Here is an 18,067-nt window from a genome sequence, read left to right as displayed (position 1 = left end):
TCTTTTGATTTTTATTAAGATCAAAAGATCGCAGCCTTCGGCAGCTCCTACAGGGGTTGTGTATTTTGGTGATGTTGTCCTGTCGGGTTGGGCTTGCCCGGCGTGGCAATTTGTTTGAAACTGCGCACCTCGTCCCTCGCGGCGACCCTGGATCAGCAGACAGGGCATCACTGAGCTGGCAACCCTGAACCCCATTTTCAGAGGAGCCGGCAGCATGCCCGCGACCCGTACCTGGTTAAAAAATCCCCTCGCCATTTTCACCTCCAACGAGCTTGATGCCCGTGGCGGTCTTGTCGTGCAAGACGGTGTCATTGTCGAAGTCCTCGCCGCTGGCCAACAGCCGTCGGCGCCGTGCAATGCAGTGTTCGATGCCCGTGAACATGTGATCCTGCCGGGCCTGATCAACACCCACCATCACTTCTATCAAACCCTGACTCGCGCATGGGCGCCGGTGGTCAATCAGCCGTTGTTCCCGTGGCTGAAAACCCTGTACCCGGTCTGGGCGCGCCTGACGCCAGAAAAACTCGCGCTCGCCACCAAAGTCGCTTTGGCCGAACTGCTGCTGTCGGGCTGCACCACTGCGGCCGACCACCACTACCTGTTCCCGGACGGTCTGGAAAACGCCATCGATGTGCAAGTCGAAAGCGTGCGTGAACTGGGCATGCGCGCCATGCTCACTCGCGGTTCGATGAGCCTCGGCGAGAAGGACGGCGGTCTGCCGCCGCAGCAGACCGTGCAGGAGGGTCAGGTGATTCTCGACGACAGTCAGCGCCTGATTCACGAGTACCACGAACGTGGCGATGGCGCGCAAATCCAGATCGCGCTGGCGCCGTGCTCGCCGTTCTCGGTGACCCCGGAAATCATGTCGGCCAGCGCCGAACTGGCGAACAATCTGGACGTGCGTCTACACACGCACTTGGCCGAAACCCTCGATGAAGAAGATTTCTGCCTGCAGCGTTTCGGCCTGCGCACCGTCGACTATCTCGACAGCGTCGGCTGGCTCGGCTCGCGCACCTGGCTGGCCCACGGCATCCACTTCAACCCGGACGAAATCGCGCGTCTCGGCCAGGCCGGCACCGGTATTTGCCATTGCCCGAGTTCGAACATGCGTCTGGCCTCCGGCATTTGCCCAAGTATCGATCTGACTGACGCGGGTGCGCTGTTTGGTCTGGGCGTCGACGGTTCAGCGTCCAACGATGCGTCGAACATGATTCTCGAAGCGCGTCAGGCGTTGTACATCCAGCGTCTGCGTTACGGCGCCGAGAAGATCACCCCGGAACGCGTGCTGGGCTGGGCGACCAAAGGTTCGGCGAGTCTGTTGGGGCGCACCGACATTGGTGAGCTGGCGGTGGGCAAGCAGGCGGATCTGGCGTTGTTCAAGCTCGATGAGCTGCGCTTCTCCGGTAGCCATGACCCGATTTCGGCGTTGCTGTTGTGCGGTGCCGATCGTGCGGATCGGGTGATGATTGGCGGCAAGTGGCGCGTGGTCGATGGCCAGGTTGAGGGTCTTGATCTGAAAGGCCTGATCGCCGATCACAGCCAAGCGGCACGCCAGTTGATCGCCGGTACCTGATCCCCTCCCCATATGATCGTTCCCACGCTCTGCGTGGAAATGCATCTCGGGACGCTCCGCGTCCCAGCGGCGGACGCAGAGCGTCCATGGCGGCATTCCCACGCGGAGCGTGGGAACGATCACCCGTAGCTAGAGGCCCAGCAGAGACAGCATGATGAAGGTCGCGAACAGCACGAAGTGGGTCATGCCTTCGATGGCATTGGTCTCACCGTCATTCAAGTTGATCGCGCTGACGATCAGCGTGATGAAGATCATCACCGTCTGTACCGGTGTCATCGCCATCTGAAACGGCTGACCGGTATACAGGGCCATTGCTTCCATCACCGGCACCGTCAGAATCACCGTCGACAATGACGCGCCCATCGCAATGTTCACCACCGACTGCATACGGTTGGCCAGTGCCGCACGCAACGCGGTGAGAATCTCCGGCGCGGCGGAAATCGCCGCCACCAGAATCGCCGTGATCACCGGCGGCGCGCCCGTGCCTTCCAGGCCCAGATCGAGGGTCTTCGACATCACTTCGGCCAGTGCGCCGATCACCACAATGCCAAACACCAGAATGCCGATCGACAGGCCGATGCTCGGTGCATTCGCCTGCGCGTCCTGCGGTTCTTTCTTGCGGCGCTTGTCCGGATAGCTGTAGCTGAAAAAGTAACTGTGCGGGCCGACCTGCATGCGCAGAAACAGCGCGTAAAGCACCACCATCGCGCCGATGGTGAACGCCGAATAAATCTTCCAGTTGGCCTCGGGAATAAACTCCGGCACCACCATCGACACCGCCATGGCGGTGAGGATCATCACGCTGTAGCTGCGCGCGGAATCGTCGTTATAGGACTGCTCGCCATGTTTGATCCCGCCCATCAGTGCGGCGAGGCCGAGGATGCCGTTGATGTCGAGCATCACGGCAGAATAGATCGTGTCGCGCACCAACGTGGGCGACGCTTCGTTGCTCATCATGATCGCGAGAATCACCACTTCGACCAGCACGGCCGCAAGCGTGAGGATCATCGTGCCGTAAGGGTCGCCAACCTTTTCCGCGAGCAATTCGGCGTGATGGGCGACGCGCATCGAGGCGGCGACGATGAAAGCGATCAGCACCAGACCGCCGAGCAGCGCGACGATCTGGCCGCTGTGCAGCAGCCAGTGTTCCAGCGGATAGGCAACGCACGCGGCGATGACTGCCAGCAGCAGAAAGCTTTCTTGCTTGAGAATTGTGAGCATGGCGGGCCTTTTGCCGAAGAGTGCGAATGAGCTACTGACTGCAGGGCGGCGCTAACGTTTCGTTACACCTTAGCGCACCAGCGAATAGCAGCGAGTTTGGCAGGTGCCCTTTTATTGGCCTCACCGGCCTCTTCGCGAGCAGGCTCGCTCCCACAGGGGAATGCGCTCGAAGGTGGGAGCGAGCCTGCTCGCGAAGGCCGCACCGCGGTTTCGGAAGGTTTGTTGTCCTGTTGGTCAGCAATTTGCATTGGCCCTGACCACACACAACAAAATGGAGTTCGAATTCATGCAAATACGTCCGCTGCACAAACTGCTGTGCGCCGCCCTCGGTCTGGGGATCAGTCTGAGCGCCAGCGCTGCCGATCCGCTCAAGGTCGGCTTCGTCTACATCGGACCGATCGGTGACCACGGCTGGACGTATCAGCATGAGCAGGGGCGCAAGGCCCTCGCGGAAAAATTCGGCAATCAGATCACCACCAACTACGTCGAGAACGTCGCCGAAGGCGCCGACGCCGAGCGGGTGATCCGCAACATGGCCAAGGACAAATACGACCTGATCTTCACCACCTCCTTCGGCTACATGAACCCCACCGTCAAAGTCGCCAAGCAATTTCCCAAGGTGACCTTCGAACACGCCACCGGCTACAAACAGGACAAGAACCTTGGTACCTATCTGGCGCGCACTTACGAGGGTCGCTACGTCGGCGGTTTCCTTGCGGCGAAGATGACCAAGACCAAGAAAATCGGTTACGTCGCTTCGTTCCCGATCCCCGAGGTGATCCGCGATATCAACGCGATTCAACTGGCGTTGAACAAGTACAACCCCGGAACCGAGATCAAAGTGGTGTGGGTCAACTCGTGGTTCGACCCAGGCAAGGAAGCCGACGCGGCCAACGCGCTGATCGATCAGGGTGTCGACGTGGTGTTCCAGCACACCGACAGCCCCGCGCCGATTCAAGCCGCCGAACGTCGTGGCGTGTACGCGGTGGGTTACGCCTCGGACATGGCGCATTTCGGGCCGAAAGCCGTGCTGACGTCGATCGTCAACGACTGGGCGCCGCACTACATTCAGGCAACGCAGAGTGTGATCGATCACAGCTGGAAACCTCAGGATTACTGGGGCGGGTTGAAGGAAGGCACGGTTGAACTGCCGATCAGCGATCTGGTGCCAGCGCCGGTGAAAGCCGAGGCCGAGCAGATCATCGCCGACATCAAGAGCGGTGCATTGCAGCCGTTTACCGGGCCGATCAAGGATCAGGCCGGGGTCGAGAAAATCCCGGCGGGTGTGAGTGCGAACACTGCGGAACTGGCGTCGATGAACTATTACGTTGAAGGCATGAAGGCCGAGATGCCGAAGTAAGCCACCTGACCCCGATCGTTCCCACGCTCTGCGTGGGAATGCCGCCCGGGACGCTCCGCGTCCCTGCCAAAAGCGGACGCAGAGCGTCCATTGAGGCATTCCAACGCGGAGCGTGGGAACGATCACAATAGAGAATGCGAAATGGATCAGCTTCCGATCATCGATATCAGCCCGCTCTACTCCGCCGATGAAAACGCCTGGCCCGCCGTCGCCGCGCAAATCGACCTGGCCTGCCGCGAATGGGGCTTTTTCTACATCAAGGGTCATCCGATTTCAGCGCAGCGCATCGACGCCGTGCTCGATCAGACTCAGCGTTTTTTTGCCCTGCCCGCAGCGGAAAAACTCAAGATCGACATCACCCAGACCCGCCACCATCGTGGCTACGGCGCCATCGCCACCGAGCAACTCGACCCGAGCAAACCCAGCGACCTCAAAGAAACCTTCGACATGGGTCTGCACATGCCGGCCAATCATCCCGACGTGCTCGCCGAAAAACCGTTACGCGGGCCGAACCGTCATCCCGCGCAGACCGGATGGCCTGAGTTGATGGAGCAGCATTACCTCGACATGCAGGCCCTCGCGCAAACCCTGCTGCGGGCGATGACCCTCGCGCTAGGCATCGAACGCGACTTCTTCGACAGCCGTTTCAATGATCCCGTCAGCGTCCTGCGCATGATCCATTACCCACCGCGTCACACTGCCAGCTCCGCCGAGCAGCAAGGCGCCGGCGCGCACACCGATTATGGCTGCATCACCCTGCTCTATCAGGACAGCGCCGGTGGCTTGCAGGTCAGGAACGTGCGAGGCGAATGGATCGACGCGCCGCCCATCGACGGCACCTTCGTGGTCAACCTCGGCGACATGATGGCGCGCTGGAGCAACGACCGTTATCGCTCGACCCCGCACCGGGTGATCAGCCCGCTCGGCGTGGATCGCTACTCGATGCCGTTCTTCGCCGAGCCGCATCCGGACACCCGCATCGAATGCCTGCCGGGTTGTCAGGACGCACAGCATCCGGCGAAATATCCGACGACCACCTGCGCCGAATTCCTGCTCTCGCGCTTCGCCGATACCTACGCCTATCGCCGCGAGCAAGAAGCCGTGTGATGGATCGCTTGGTCAGGTTTTGCCAATTGTTTCGGCGAGCATCTGTAGAATGCCGTCATTGCACCTGATGAGAAAAGAATATGTACGACTGGCTCAACGCCTTGCCCAAGGCTGAACTGCACCTGCATCTGGAAGGCTCGCTGGAGCCTGAGCTGCTGTTCGCCCTGGCCGAGCGCAACAAGATCGCCCTGCCGTGGAGCGACGTGGAGACCCTGCGCAAGGCATACGCCTTCAACAACCTGCAGGAATTCCTCGACCTGTATTACCAGGGCGCCGACGTATTGCGCACCTCGCAGGATTTCTACGACCTGACCTGGGCCTACCTGTTGCGTTGCAAAGCGCAGAACGTGATTCACACCGAACCATTCTTCGACCCGCAGACCCACACCGATCGAGGCATCCCATTCGAAGTGGTGCTCAACGGCATCGCCGCAGCACTGAAGGATGGCGAGCAGCAACTGGGCATCACCAGCGGTTTGATCCTCAGCTTCCTGCGCCACCTCAGCGAAGAAGAAGCCGAGAAAACTCTGGACCAGGCACTGCCATTCCGTGACGCGTTTGTCGCAGTCGGCCTCGACAGCTCCGAGATGGGCCACCCGCCGAGCAAGTTTCAGCGCGTGTTTGATCGCGCCCGCCACGAAGGTTTCCTGACCGTTGCCCACGCTGGCGAAGAAGGCCCGCCGGAGTACATCTGGGAAGCTATCGATCTGCTGAAAATCCAGCGCATCGACCATGGCGTGCGCGCCATCGAAGACGAGCGTCTGATGCAGCGGATCATCGACGAGCAAATCCCGCTGACCGTGTGCCCGCTGTCGAACACCAAACTCTGCGTGTTCGATCACATGTCGCAGCACAACATCCTCGACATGCTCGAGCGTGGCGTGAAGGTCACGGTGAACTCCGATGACCCGGCGTACTTCGGTGGTTATGTGACCGAGAACTTCTACGCGCTGCATGAACATTTGGGCATGACCCAGGATCAGGCCAAGCGTTTGGCGCAGAACAGCCTGGATGCGCGACTGGTAAAACCCTAAGCAACACCGAAGTACCCATGTGGGAGGATCAGGCCAAGCGTTTGGCGCAGAACAGCCTGGATGCGCGACTGGTAAAACCCTAAGCAACACCGAAGTACCCATGTGGGAGCGAGCCTGCTCGCGAAGAGGGAGTGTCAGTTAACATTTTCGTTGAATGACACTCCGCTTTCGCGAGCAGGCTCGCTCCCACAGTGGGTTCTTTGTTCAGCCTGGGATTTGGGTTTCGGTCAGCTCTTCCAGGGTTTTCCCTCGCGTCTCCATCCCGAACAGCCACACCACGCCCGCCGCAATCGCAAAGCACGCCGCGCCCAGCGCAAACACCCCGCCCTGCCCGGTAATCGGGAACACCAGTCCGGTCACCAACGGCCCGAGCAGCGAACCCACGCGGCCAATCGCCGAGGCAAAGCCCGAGCCGGTCGCCCGCGCCGACGTCGGATAAAGCTCCGGCGTATAGGTATAGAGCACCGCCCACATGCCGAACAGGAAAAACTGCATCAGCAACCCGGTGCCGATCAGCAGCGCCACGTTGCCGCCAAACACCGCGCTCTGCCCATACAAAAACGCCATTACACCTCCGCCGAGCAACGTCACGATGCATACCGGTTTGCGCCCCCAGCGCTCAACCAGCCATGCGGCCATGAGAAACCCGGGAATCCCGCCCAGGGAAATCAGCACCGTGTAATACACCGACTGCGTCACCGCGAAACCCGACTGTTGCAACAGCGCACTGAGCCACGACGTCAGCCCGTAAAAGCCGAGCAGCGCAAAGAACCACAGACTCCAGAGCATCGTCGTGCGCTGGCGATACTGCGGCGACCAGATCTGTTTCAGCGCCGCAAAGAAGTTGCCCGGCGGCGTCACGGTACGCGGCAATCGAATCGGTTCCGGCAGCGCGGCACCACCGAGCGACGAGCGCACCCGCGCCTCTATGCCGTTCAATACCTTGTCTGCCGCCTCATGTTTTCCGGCCTGTTCCAGCCAGCGCGGTGACTCAGGAATGAAAAACCTGATCGCCAGTACGAACACCGCCGGCACCGCCAACACCAGAAAGATGTCGCGCCAGCCAATCAGCGGCAGCAGAAAGTAGGACAGCACGCCGGCAGCAACGAAGCCGAGCGGCCAGAAGCCGTCCATCAACGCGATGTAACGTCCGCGGCGCTGCGCTGGAATCAGCTCGGACAACATCGACTGGGCGATCGGAAATTCCATGCCCATACCGATCCCCAACAGGATGCGAAACAGCGTCAGCGTTTCGACCGTTTGCGCTGTCGAGCACAGATAACTGGCCACCCCCCACAGCACGATGCTCCACTGAAACACCGGTTTACGCCCGAAGCGATCGGCGAGCATGCCGGACAGCGACGCCCCCAGCACCATGCCGAAAAAACTCGAACTGGCGAGCAATCCCGCTTGCGCACTGCTCAGGCCGAACTCGGCTTTGATCGAGCCGAGCAGGAAGGTCATCATCGCCAGATCCATGGAGTCGAAGAAAAACGCCAAGGCGATGATGATGAAAATAATCCGGTGATAACCGCTGATCGGCAGTCGTTCCAGACGTTCTGCCGCGCTGTAGCCGTGAGTCTCCATGCCACCTCCCCCATCCGAAAAATATCCCCGGATCGAGTGTGCTTGATAGCGAAACGGCGTTAGTGCTGGATACGACCTGTTCGCAGTCGCGGGCGACGCCAGAAGCGCTTACGCAGTTCCGGACGTCGATTGCGAGTGCTCTACAACGCCATTTCCAGCTCGGTTTCCTTGGCGAAACGGTGCAGCTCCCGTTGGCCGGTGGCGGTCAATTGCAAAGCTCTCGAGTCGTTGGGCAGGGTCAGCCAGCCGGACTGCATGAACAACTGCAATAACGCGGCGCCGAGTGATCCCCCCATGTGCGGACGACGTTCGCTCCAGTCTGGACAAGCACACGCCACTTGCACGTTGCGATGGGCCAACGCCTGAATGAACACGCCACGTCCAGCCAACAGTTTCGAACCCTTGTGGGTCACCACGACGCGTTGTTCAAGCTGTTCGATCCAGCCAGCATCGAGCAAGCGCTGATACAGGTCCGCCGCCAGCGTACCGCCGAGGTGGTCATCGCAAAAACGCGCGCGCAACAATGAGGACGGCGCGGTTTGCGGTTTGGCCATGGGGGTGGTGCGTTTGAAGACCTCGGGAATTTCCCGTGGAGCACTGGCGATGGTGGCGCTGGCCAATGCTTCTATCGCAGCACCGACCTCCGGTGCCGAGAGACGGAAAAAGCGTTTGCGACCACGGACTTCGACCTTCAACAGACCACCCGTGGATAGCCGCGCCAGATGTGCGCTGGCCGACGATGGCGACAGCCCTGCCAGTAGCGCAAGCTCCTCGGTTTGCCGGGCCGAGCCATCCATCAACGCCCACATCATCGCGCTGCGCTTGGGGTCGGCCAGCAACGTGGCGATCTGGCTGATGCAAGGTGCATGTTCCATGTGTTCACTCCCTGTTGAATCGTATCGTCTACTGCTCGGAGACATCTTGGCCGGTAATCAGTCATCGGCCAAGACGCGAAAATCGCCATGAACCGGGGCGAGGCAAGCCACTGACGCAGCCTGCTCCGGCACAGAACCCGCAGCAGTTGCGCGACCGTCACTCGAAGACTGGCGACGCGGTGCGAGGATCTCCGGGCCGGGGTGTCGGTGCTGGCATGAGGCGGGCGCTAGTATAAGCGGGTTCGCCCGCGCGTCCTGCGCCGGAGCCTGCGCAGGTGGTGATTGTTCCTGACAGAAATTTCTCTATTTACCTGCGACTAATGATCAACTTTCGGAAAAGCGGGAAATTGACTACTCACTTCAGCGCATCGGCTGGCGAGCATTTCCCTCAGAAGGTTCACCGGCTTACTCAATTGGGCGCGATGGGCGCACAACAAATTCAGCGGTGCGCGCTCACAAAGCAGCTCTGGCAACAGCACTTTGAGCCGCCCGGCGAGCACATCGGCGCCCACGTCCAGCCACGACTTGTAGGCAATTCCGGCGCCGGCCACCGCCCACAGACGCACAACGTCGGCGTCATCGCTGAAACGGTCACCACTGACGGTCAGACCAACTTCACGTTTACCGTCATGAAAACTCCAATGGTCATGCACCCGGCTGCCGAGCATGTACAACAGGCAGTTGTGCTGGGCCAGTTGTTCGAGCTGGCGCGGTTCGCCGTGTCGGGCCAGATACGCCGGGGAGGCGCACAGCACACGGCGGTTGTGCGGGGCGATGGGCAAGGCGATCAGGCTCGAGTCTTCCGGCTCGCCGTAGCGCAAAGCGATGTCCACGGGTTGGCGGAACAAGTCCGCGATGCGATCGCCGAGCAGCAAGCGCACGGTCAGCTTCGGGTGCTCGCGCTGGAACTCGTCGAGCCACGGCAGTAACAGGTTGCGGCCGAAGTCCGAAGGCGCCGACAACTGCAAGACCCCACTGACCTGATCCTGTCCGCTGGCCAGTAAGCGCCGGCCTTCATCAAGGTTGCTCAGCGCCGCCCGCGCGTATTCGAGAAAGCCGTCGCCCTCGGCTGTCAGGCGCAGACTGCGGGTCGAGCGCGCGAGCAAGCGCGCACCGAGCTGCTGTTCAATCCGTTTCAACGCCGCACTCGCCACGGCAGCGGACATGTCCATCACCCGCGCGGCTGCCGACAGACTGCCCAGATCCGCCGCCCGGACAAACAACTGCAAGTCGTCAAAACGCAGCATGCTCAGCCTCGATTATCAAAAAAATATTGAAAGAGACTGCTCTTTTAGCCGGTTTTATCTCGCAGAGAAATAGCCAATCATCGCTCTATCGCATTCATCCCGCTTCTCTGGAGCCGAGCATGACCCAGCCATTCACCGCTATTGCCACCCTGACCGCCAAACCCGGCCAACAGGATCTTCTCGAACAAGGCCTGCGCGCCCTGGTTGAACCGAGCCGCGCCGAAGCCGGTTGCAGCCAGTACGACCTGCACCGTGACCTCGCCGACCCGCAGGTGTTTTATGTGATTGAACACTGGGCCAGCGAAGCGATTCTTGAGGCGCACAACGCCAGCGCGCACTTCCAGCATTTCCAGGCAACGGCTGGCCACGCCATCGAACACTTCCAACTCAAGCGCCTCGGCGCGATTGTCTGATTCCTTCTTCTATTACCTGTACGGAGCCACTCATGAAAGCCATCGCCTATTACGCTTCCCTGCCGATCAGCGACGCCAAGTCCCTGCAAGACATCGAACTGCCAGAACCGGTCGCCGGCCCGCGCGACGTGCTGGTGGAAGTCAAAGCCATTTCGGTCAACCCGGTCGACACCAAAGTGCGGCAGAACGTGGCACCGGAAAACGGCGCGGCGAAAGTGCTGGGCTGGGACGTTGCCGGTGTGGTCAAGGCTGTTGGCAGCGAAGTGACGTTGTTCAAGGCCGGCGACAAAGTCTTTTACGCCGGCTCCATCGCCCGTGCCGGCGGCAACAGTGAGCTGCACGTGGTGGATGAGCGCATCGTCGGCCATATGCCGAAATCCCTCGGTTTTGCCGAAGCCGCCGCACTGCCGCTGACCGCGATCACCGCATGGGAGTTGTTGTTCGAGCGCCTGCAAATCCGCGAAGGCAATACCGATGAAGGCCAGAGCCTGCTGATCGTCGGTGCCGCCGGCGGGGTTGGCTCAATCCTGACGCAATTGGCCAGGCAACTGACCGGCCTGAAGGTGATCGGCACCGCATCCCGCGAGCAAACCCGCGATTGGGTCAAAGAACTGGGCGCCGACCTGGTCATCGATCACAGCCAGCCGCTGAGCGAAGAACTCAAGCGCGCCGGGGTCGACAGCGTGACCCACGTCGCCAGCCTGACCCAGACCGACCAGCACCTGGATCAACTGGTCGAAGCGCTGGCGCCGCAAGGCAAACTGGCGTTGATCGACGATCCGAAGTCACTGGACGTGAGCAAGCTCAAGCGCAAGAGCCTGTCGCTGCACTGGGAGTTCATGTACACCCGCTCGCTGTTCGAGACGCCAGACATGATCGAGCAGCACAAACTGCTTAACCGCGCGGCGGATCTGATTGATGCCGGGACGTTGAAGACCACGGTGGGCGAGCATTTCGGCACCATCAATGCGGCGAACCTGCGTCGCGCCCATGAGCTGCTTGAAAGTGGCAAAGCCAAGGGGAAAATTGTTTTAGAAGGTTTCTAAAAAACCGCACAGCGCAGCCTTCGCCGAACCTAGAGCGGTCGGCGGGGCTGCGCTGTTTTTTGCCGTCAGTCCGATGCTTGACCCTTGTCACAATTGCGATCGTATTCAGGTCTACAATCGAAGCCTCTGCGATACATCTTTTACGCAAGGGAGGTCAGCAATGAAGATCCTGATAAAAGAAGTGGCAAAGTCTCAATGGCAGGTTCGTCTGGACCAACACGCCGTGACATTCCGCAGTGAAGCCGAAGCACTGGCCTTCACCCGCACCCTCGAAGCGCGACTGTGCGCACCCCATCAGATTCCCGACCGCAGCCAGCAGCGCGCCGCCGGCTGAGGTTATTTATGCCTCGGCCTGAGCTTGCGCCAGTGCCCGGGCATTCTGCAGACGGCGGGTGAGCAGCGCCACGCATACCACCAGCAAACCGCACAGGCTGATGACTATTGCCATCGGCACGGCGGTGCCGTCGTGCAACACCCCTACCAGCGCCGAAGCGCCGGCGGCGACACTGAATTGCATGCAGCCGAGCAGTGCCGACGCACTGCCGGCGCGTGCGCCCTGCCCGTTCATCGCACAAGCGGCGGCGTTCGGGCTGATGCAACCCAGGCTCGACACGCAGATGAACAGTGGAATCAGCAGCGGCCACAACGATTCGGTGTGCATTGCGCTGACCGCGAGCAACGCCAGCCCGGCGGCGAAGTAAACCCACACCGCCCGCGACAGCAGGAACGCCGGGCCGCGCTTGGCCAACATCCGCGCGTTGACCTGCGCCACCAGAATGAAACCCGCCGCGTTGGTGCCGAACAACCAGCCGAAATGCTCGGCCGGCACGCCATACAGTTTGATGAAGATGAACGGTGAACCCGCGATGTAAGCGAACATCCCGGCGATGGCGATGCCGCCGGTCAGGGCATGGCCGAGGTAAACCCGGTCCTTGAGCAAGCGCCCGTATTGACGCAGCGCGCCGGACAACGGCTGACGCGGCATGTGCGCCGGCATACTTTCCGGCAGCCCCAGCGCCACGGCCAACCCGGCCAGTGCACTGAAGCCGGTCAACACCAGGAAAATCGACTGCCAACCCGTGGTGTTGACCAACAGACCGCCGAGCATTGGCGCCAGAATCGGCGCCAGGCCCATCACCAGCATCAATTGCGAAAAGACTTTCGCCGAGCCGACCGCGTCGCATTTGTCGCTGACCACCGCCCGGGAAATCACCATCCCCGCACAGCCGCCCAAGGCCTGGACAAAACGCGCACCGATCAGCCATTCCAGGTTTGGCGCATAAGCGCAGGCCAGGGATGCCAAGGTGAACAGCGTAAGGCCCACCAGCAACGGGATGCGTCGACCGAAGCGGTCCGCCACCGGGCCATAAGCCAGTTGGCCAATGGACAGACCGGCGAAATACGCCGCCAGCGTCATCTGCACGTGTTTCTCGTCGGTGCCGAACGCCAGCGCCATCGAGGGAAAGGCAGGTAAATAGAAGTCGATCGCCAAGGGCCCGAAGGCGGTCAAGGCACCGAGAATCAGAATGGTACGGAAGTTCATCAGGCATCCAGGTTGGCAAGTCGGCAGCCCGACAGTCTAGCCGCGCCCGAACGCCTTGAACATTCCGATAGCTCGCTAACGATCAATTTCAGACGAGTTTCACTGCGTAGCCTTCTTCGCTGATGACCTCAATCACCTGCTCGGCGCTCAGCGCGCTTTCCACGCCGACCTCTTTCGCAGCCAGATCAACCCGCACACTGGCCGCCGGGTCCTTGGCCTGCACAGCGTTGGTGATTGCTTTGACGCAGTGACCGCAGGACATGCCTTGAACGTTGAACACTTGCATGGAAATGACTCCTTTGAGTGAGGTTGCCGGCAGTTTCGAGCTTGCCACGATGGCAAGGTCAAGTTCTTCAATAAACTGCCGGGCTGGCAATCGGCGCCGCGCTCGGCCAAGCTGCGTACATCAATGACTCGATTCAGGAGATTCAGCCATGCGCTGGTCAGCTTTCAGCCTGTTTGGCTTTCTCAGTCTCTTTGCCGCAATTCCTACAGTGCAAGCCGCTGGTGAGGATTACGGCGTTCTGATCATCTCCCGCGAGCGCCTGGAAGTGGCAACCTCCTGCGAAATCGGTGTGTATATCCAGGATCAGCTGTCGGCGCGACTGTTTCAGGAACAGAGCACGTCTTTCAACCTGCCACCGGGCACTGTATCGCTGCGTCTGAAACTACTGCCGGGGCAGGTACCGGGTTGCAATCCGGGCTTGCTCGCACCGGGTTCGCAGGAAATAAAACTGCAGGCGGGCGATGTGCAGAAGTACCGGATCGCGATGACACAGGAAGGCATGTACCTGAAGCGCGCCGATCTCGGCTATTAAGCAACTACAAACCTGTGGGAGCGAGCCTGCTCGCGAATACGGTGTGTCATTCAGCGATGATGTTGACTGACCCACCGCTTTCGCGAGCAGGCTCGCTCCCACAGTTGGTTTTGCGGCGCGTCAAAGAATGGCGCTTGACCTTGCCCGCATGGCAAGGTTGATCCTTGTAGGCATCTACTACAGGGAGTACGACCAATGTCCGATTCCATCACTTTCGACCTGCCGATTGCCGGCATGACCTGCGCCAGCTGCGCCGGCCGTGTCGAGCGGGCGTTGAGCAAAGTCAGCGGTGCCAGTGCCGTCAGCGTCAACCTCGCCACCGAGCAGGCCCGGGTGCAGGCGCCCGGCGACAGTCTGCCGGCCTTGATGGCAGCAGTTGAGCGCGCCGGTTACAGCGTGCCGCAGCAGGCTATCGAATTGAATATCGAAGGCATGACCTGCGCCTCCTGCGTCGGTCGCGTCGAACGTGCGCTGAACAAAGTGCCGGGCGTGAAAAGCGTCAGCGTGAACCTGGCCAACGAACGTGCGCATCTGGATTTGCTCGGCCAGGTCGACCCGCAAACGCTGCTTGAGGCCGTGAGCAAGGCCGGTTATTCGGCCAGCGTCTGGCAAGCCGAACACCCGCAAACCGATAACCAGCAACAGCGCCTCAAGCATGAGCGCTGGGCGCTGATCTGCGCCATCGCCCTGGCCTTGCCGTTGGTGGCGCCGATGTTGCTGCAACCGTTCGGCATCCACTGGATGCTCCCGGCCTGGGCGCAATTCGCCCTCGCCACGCCCGTGCAGTTCATATTCGGTGCACGCTTTTATGTAGCGGCGTGGAAAGCCGTGCGTGCCGGAGCGGGCAACATGGACTTGCTGGTCGCCCTCGGCACCAGCGCCGGCTACGGTTTGAGTCTTTACGAGTGGGCCACCGCCGCCGGGCGCATGCCGCATCTGTATTTCGAAGCGTCGGCGGTGGTCATTGCCTTGGTGCTGCTCGGCAAATACCTGGAGAGCCGCGCCAAACGCCAGACCGCCAGCGCCATCCGCGCGCTGGAAGCATTGCGTCCGGAACGGGCGATTCAAGTCATCGACGGTCGCGAGCAGGATGTCGCCATCAACGCTTTGCGCCTGAACGATCTGGTGCTGGTCAAACCCGGCGAGCGTTTCCCGGTCGACGGCGAAGTCATCGAAGGCCAGAGCCACGCCGATGAAGCACTGATCAGCGGCGAAAGCCTGCCGGTACCGAAACAACCCGGAGACAAAGTCACCGGCGGCGCGATCAACGGTGAAGGCCGTTTGCTGGTGCGCACCCTGGCGCTCGGCGCAGAAACCGTGCTGGCGCGGATCATTCGTCTGGTTGAGGACGCTCAAGCCGCGAAAGCACCGATCCAGAAACTGGTGGATAAAGTCAGCCAGATCTTCGTGCCAACGGTGTTGCTGATCGCGTTGGTGACACTGATCGGCTGGTGGCTCTACGGCGCCCCCATGGAGACCGCGTTGATCAACGCCGTCGCGGTGCTGGTCATCGCCTGCCCGTGTGCGCTGGGGCTTGCCACGCCGACGGCGATCATGGCCGGCACCGGCGTAGCGGCGCGTCACGGCATTCTGATCAAGGACGCCGAAGCGCTGGAACGCGCCCATGAAGTCAGCAGTGTGGTATTCGACAAAACCGGCACGCTGACCTCCGGCACGCCGCGCATTGCCCATTTCAGTGCAGTGGATGGTGATGAAGACACGCTGCTGAAACTGGCCGGTGCGCTGCAACGCGGCAGTGAACATCCGTTGGCCAAAGCGGTACTCGATGCCGCAGCGGAACGAGGCCTGAACGTGCCGGATGTCAGCGACAGTCAATCGCTGACCGGTCGCGGCATTGCCGGCAATCTTGAAGGCCGGCGTCTGGCGCTGGGCAATCGGCGGATGCTCGAAGAAAGTGCTTTGAACGCGGGCAACCTGAGCGAATCTGCCCAGACTTGGGAAGCCGAGGGCCGCACCCTGTCGTGGTTAATCGAACAAAGCCCGGAACCGAAAGTGCTCGGTTTGTTCGCCTTTGGTGACACCCTGAAACCCGGTGCACTGGAAGCCGTGCAGCAACTCGCCGCCCAGGATATCCACAGCCATCTGCTGACCGGCGACAACCGTGGCAGCGCTCGCGTGGTCGCCGAGGCCCTCGGTATCAGCAATGTCCACGCCGAAGTGCTGCCGGCGGACAAAGCCGCGACCGTCACCGAGCTTAAAAAAAACGGCGTGGTCGCCATGGTCGGTGACGGCATCAACGACGCCCCGGCCCTCGCCGCTGCCGACATCGGTATCGCCATGGGCGGCGGCACAGATGTGGCCATGCACGCAGCGGGCATTACCCTGATGCGCGGCGATCCACGGTTGGTGCCGGCGGCGCTGGAGATCAGTCGCAAAACCTATGCAAAGATCCGCCAGAACCTGTTCTGGGCCTTTGTCTACAACCTGATCGGCATTCCGCTGGCGGCGTTCGGCTTCCTTAACCCGGTGCTGGCCGGCGCGGCGATGGCGCTGTCGAGCGTCAGCGTGGTGAGCAATGCGTTACTGTTGAAAACCTGGAAACCCAAGGACCTGGAGGAACACCGATGAACATCGGTCAAGCGGCCAGACACAGTGGCCTGAGCGCGAAAATGATCCGCTATTACGAGTCGATCGGCCTGCTCAAAGCGGCGCATCGCACCGACAGCGGTTACCGGGTCTATGGTGACGATGACCTGCATACGCTGGCGTTCATCAAGCGCTCGCGGGATCTGGGCTTTTCCCTGGAAGAGGTCGGCAAACTGCTGACCCTCTGGCAGGATCGCCAACGCGCCAGCGCCGATGTCAAAGCCTTGGCCCGCCAGCACATCGACGAGTTGAACCAGAAGATTCGCGAGCTCGGCGAATTACGCGACACCCTGCAAGACCTAGTCGAGCACTGCAACGGCGACCACCGCCCCGATTGCCCGATCCTCAAGGAACTGGCGTCGGGCTGCTGCGCACAACCCCCCAGCGCTTGAGCGCCAGAACTTTCACCAGCAGCAACGTACTGAGCGGAATGCCGTGGAACAGCATGACCACGGCACCCGGCGTCCACCACGCGTAGAACGGCGCGGCGATCAGCATGCCGATACCGAACCCGGTCATTTGCAGCAAAGTCAGCACGCTGAAAATCGGCAGGCGCAATTGCTCGGGTTCACGCTGCAGACGCGACATCAGCCCGACCTCGGAAAAGCCGTCACCCAGCCCTGCCGGCAAGGAAAACAGCAACAGCGCATAGAGGTTGTGTTGCTGGAACATCAGGATAAAGCCACAGGACATCAGCGCCACACCGAAGAAAAACCGTCGTTCGAGGTGGATGTTGTCCGAGCCTTTGAGACGGCTGGCGATGCGCGCACCGAGGAGCTTGCCGCTGGCCCACACTGCGAGCATCAGGCCCAGCGTGGTACTCGCCGACTCCGGGGTGAGCAGTTTGGAGATGATCGGAAAGCCGACGTTGTGCGCGGCGCTGCCCAAGGTGTCGGCCATGGTGACCGCGAGCATCGCGGCAATCACCGGCGCAGAATGCAGGCCTTGCTTGAGCGCTGTCCATTCGCCGCGTTCCGGTGCGTCGTTGACGGTTGCGGGTGCGAACCGCAGCGGCACAATCAAGAACGCGGCCAGCAAATAGGTCAGCGCATTCAGGGCGAACACCGTTTCAAAACCAAACCCCGCTACCAGCAAACCTGAAACCAGGCTGCCACCAACCATCGCGGCGGATGAAGCCGAGGTGATCCAGGCATTGGCCTTGAGCAACTGATCGGCGTGGATCAAACGCGGCAACTGGCTGTTGAGGCCGATGGCGAACATCGAGTTTCCCAGGCCCAGACCGAAGGCGATCACCGGCAACAGCAAGGCCTGTTGGCTGACGGGCACGATCAACAACAGACCGAGCACGCTGGCGCGCAGCAGGTCGAAGGCGATCAGCGGTGCGCGTCCGCTGCAACGACGGTAAAACGCGGTGCCGATCAGACTGGCAAAAATCCCCCCGCCCACGCGGCTGGCGAGGAAAACCCCGACGCTCATGGCGCTGTTGCTCAGCAGGTAGACGTAGGTGGCCAGCGCGACCATGTTGAGGAAGGCGCCGAAATCGGAGATCAGTCGGGCAGTGACGATCAGGTGGGTGTTGCGCGGGGTGGTCACATTCAGTCCTTGAGTGTGGTTGGGGCGGTGGACAGTAGACTTGAATTTGCGGGGATCCGAAAGAGGCCCCTCACCCTAACCC

General features: G+C 61.0%; 17 protein-coding genes and 1 pseudogene. 10 read left to right on the top strand and 8 right to left on the bottom strand.

What is annotated here, in order from left to right; genetic code table 11:
• Positions 1–214 precede the first annotated feature (214 nt).
• Positions 215–1,573: an 8-oxoguanine deaminase gene (locus LOY43_RS03405; protein WP_095047399.1), complete on the top strand. Its 1,359-nt coding sequence runs from the start codon at positions 215–217 to the stop codon at positions 1,571–1,573.
• Positions 1,574–1,702: 129 nt separating this feature from the next.
• On the opposite strand, the gene LOY43_RS03400 is transcribed toward LOY43_RS03405, so the two are convergent.
• Complete coding sequence (locus LOY43_RS03400; protein WP_095047398.1) at positions 1,703–2,794, bottom strand: calcium:proton antiporter; 1,092 nt, start codon at positions 2,792–2,794, stop codon at positions 1,703–1,705.
• A 286-nt stretch (positions 2,795–3,080) separates the two neighbouring features.
• Between LOY43_RS03400 and LOY43_RS03395 the strand changes: the two genes are divergently transcribed.
• The 3 genes from LOY43_RS03395 (at position 3,081) to LOY43_RS03385 (ending at position 6,295) form a co-directional block, all read left to right on the top strand.
• A complete protein-coding gene (locus LOY43_RS03395) occupies positions 3,081–4,154 on the top strand; it encodes a BMP family ABC transporter substrate-binding protein (RefSeq protein ID WP_093430367.1) in 1,074 nt (357 codons plus the stop codon).
• A 141-nt stretch (positions 4,155–4,295) separates the two neighbouring features.
• Positions 4,296–5,261 carry a 2-oxoglutarate and iron-dependent oxygenase domain-containing protein gene (locus LOY43_RS03390; protein WP_258709197.1) on the top strand — a complete coding sequence of 322 codons (966 nt, stop codon included), beginning with the start codon at positions 4,296–4,298 and terminating at the stop codon, positions 5,259–5,261.
• A gap of 80 nt (positions 5,262–5,341) precedes the next feature.
• A complete protein-coding gene (locus LOY43_RS03385) occupies positions 5,342–6,295 on the top strand; it encodes an adenosine deaminase (protein WP_095047396.1) in 954 nt (317 codons plus the stop codon).
• A gap of 204 nt (positions 6,296–6,499) precedes the next feature.
• Here the strand turns inward: LOY43_RS03385 and LOY43_RS03380 are convergent, their stop codons facing one another.
• From LOY43_RS03380 to LOY43_RS03370, 3 genes are all read right to left on the bottom strand, one after another.
• The gene (locus LOY43_RS03380; protein WP_220557576.1) at positions 6,500–7,882 is read right to left on the bottom strand and encodes an MFS transporter; all 1,383 of its coding nucleotides are present in this window, start codon (positions 7,880–7,882) and stop codon (positions 6,500–6,502) included.
• 140 nt (positions 7,883–8,022) lie between these two features.
• Positions 8,023–8,757 (bottom strand): helix-turn-helix transcriptional regulator, encoded by a 735-nt coding sequence (locus LOY43_RS03375; RefSeq protein WP_093430305.1) that lies wholly within the window; start codon positions 8,755–8,757, stop codon positions 8,023–8,025.
• Between the two features lie 317 nt (positions 8,758–9,074).
• Complete coding sequence (locus LOY43_RS03370; RefSeq protein ID WP_095047394.1) at positions 9,075–10,004, bottom strand: LysR family transcriptional regulator; 930 nt, start codon at positions 10,002–10,004, stop codon at positions 9,075–9,077.
• Positions 10,005–10,123: 119 nt separating this feature from the next.
• On the opposite strand from LOY43_RS03370, the gene LOY43_RS03365 reads away from it, so the two are divergent.
• The 3 genes from LOY43_RS03365 (at position 10,124) to LOY43_RS03355 (ending at position 11,797) form a co-directional block, all read left to right on the top strand.
• Entirely contained in the window at positions 10,124–10,417 is a 294-nt protein-coding gene (locus LOY43_RS03365) for a putative quinol monooxygenase (RefSeq protein ID WP_258709196.1), read from the top strand.
• A 32-nt stretch (positions 10,418–10,449) separates the two neighbouring features.
• Positions 10,450–11,463, top strand: a complete 1,014-nt coding sequence (locus LOY43_RS03360; RefSeq protein WP_258709195.1) for a zinc-binding alcohol dehydrogenase family protein — start codon at positions 10,450–10,452, stop codon at positions 11,461–11,463.
• A 160-nt stretch (positions 11,464–11,623) separates the two neighbouring features.
• On the top strand, positions 11,624–11,797 hold the full coding sequence (locus LOY43_RS03355; RefSeq protein ID WP_007914687.1) for a hypothetical protein: 174 nt from the start codon (positions 11,624–11,626) through the stop codon (positions 11,795–11,797).
• A 6-nt stretch (positions 11,798–11,803) separates the two neighbouring features.
• Here the strand turns inward: LOY43_RS03355 and LOY43_RS03350 are convergent, their stop codons facing one another.
• Positions 11,804–13,006, bottom strand: coding sequence for a multidrug effflux MFS transporter (locus tag LOY43_RS03350; protein ID WP_007914685.1), 1,203 nt, complete (start codon positions 13,004–13,006; stop codon positions 11,804–11,806).
• Between the two features lie 88 nt (positions 13,007–13,094).
• Positions 13,095–13,292: a cation transporter gene (locus LOY43_RS03345; protein WP_034154772.1), complete on the bottom strand. Its 198-nt coding sequence runs from the start codon at positions 13,290–13,292 to the stop codon at positions 13,095–13,097.
• A 148-nt stretch (positions 13,293–13,440) separates the two neighbouring features.
• Here LOY43_RS03345 and LOY43_RS03340 point away from each other — a divergent pair, with 148 nt between their 5' ends.
• A complete protein-coding gene (locus tag LOY43_RS03340; protein ID WP_077570848.1) occupies positions 13,441–13,824 on the top strand; it encodes a hypothetical protein in 384 nt (127 codons plus the stop codon).
• Between the two features lie 9 nt (positions 13,825–13,833).
• Here LOY43_RS03340 and LOY43_RS03335 read toward each other — a convergent pair.
• Positions 13,834–13,926, bottom strand: a pseudogene (locus LOY43_RS03335) (metal ABC transporter ATP-binding protein); the annotation flags it as partial.
• Between the two features lie 93 nt (positions 13,927–14,019).
• Between LOY43_RS03335 and LOY43_RS03330 the strand changes: the two are divergent.
• Both LOY43_RS03330 and cueR read left to right on the top strand, forming a co-directional pair.
• Positions 14,020–16,413 carry a heavy metal translocating P-type ATPase gene (locus LOY43_RS03330; protein ID WP_258709194.1) on the top strand — a complete coding sequence of 798 codons (2,394 nt, stop codon included), beginning with the start codon at positions 14,020–14,022 and terminating at the stop codon, positions 16,411–16,413.
• A complete protein-coding gene (gene cueR, locus LOY43_RS03325) occupies positions 16,410–16,823 on the top strand; it encodes a Cu(I)-responsive transcriptional regulator (protein ID WP_095047390.1) in 414 nt (137 codons plus the stop codon). Before LOY43_RS03330 ends, cueR begins: the two co-directional genes overlap by 4 nt.
• On the opposite strand, the gene LOY43_RS03320 is transcribed toward cueR, so the two are convergent.
• Positions 16,777–17,985 (bottom strand): MFS transporter, encoded by a 1,209-nt coding sequence (locus LOY43_RS03320; RefSeq protein WP_095047389.1) that lies wholly within the window; start codon positions 17,983–17,985, stop codon positions 16,777–16,779. The genes cueR and LOY43_RS03320 overlap by 47 nt on opposite strands.
• Positions 17,986–18,067 lie beyond the last annotated feature (82 nt).

The organism is Pseudomonas sp. B21-041, from assembly GCF_024748675.1.
Lineage (GTDB): Bacteria > Pseudomonadota > Gammaproteobacteria > Pseudomonadales > Pseudomonadaceae > Aquipseudomonas > Aquipseudomonas neuropathica.
This window is presented reverse-complemented; position numbering and strand designations above follow the sequence as displayed.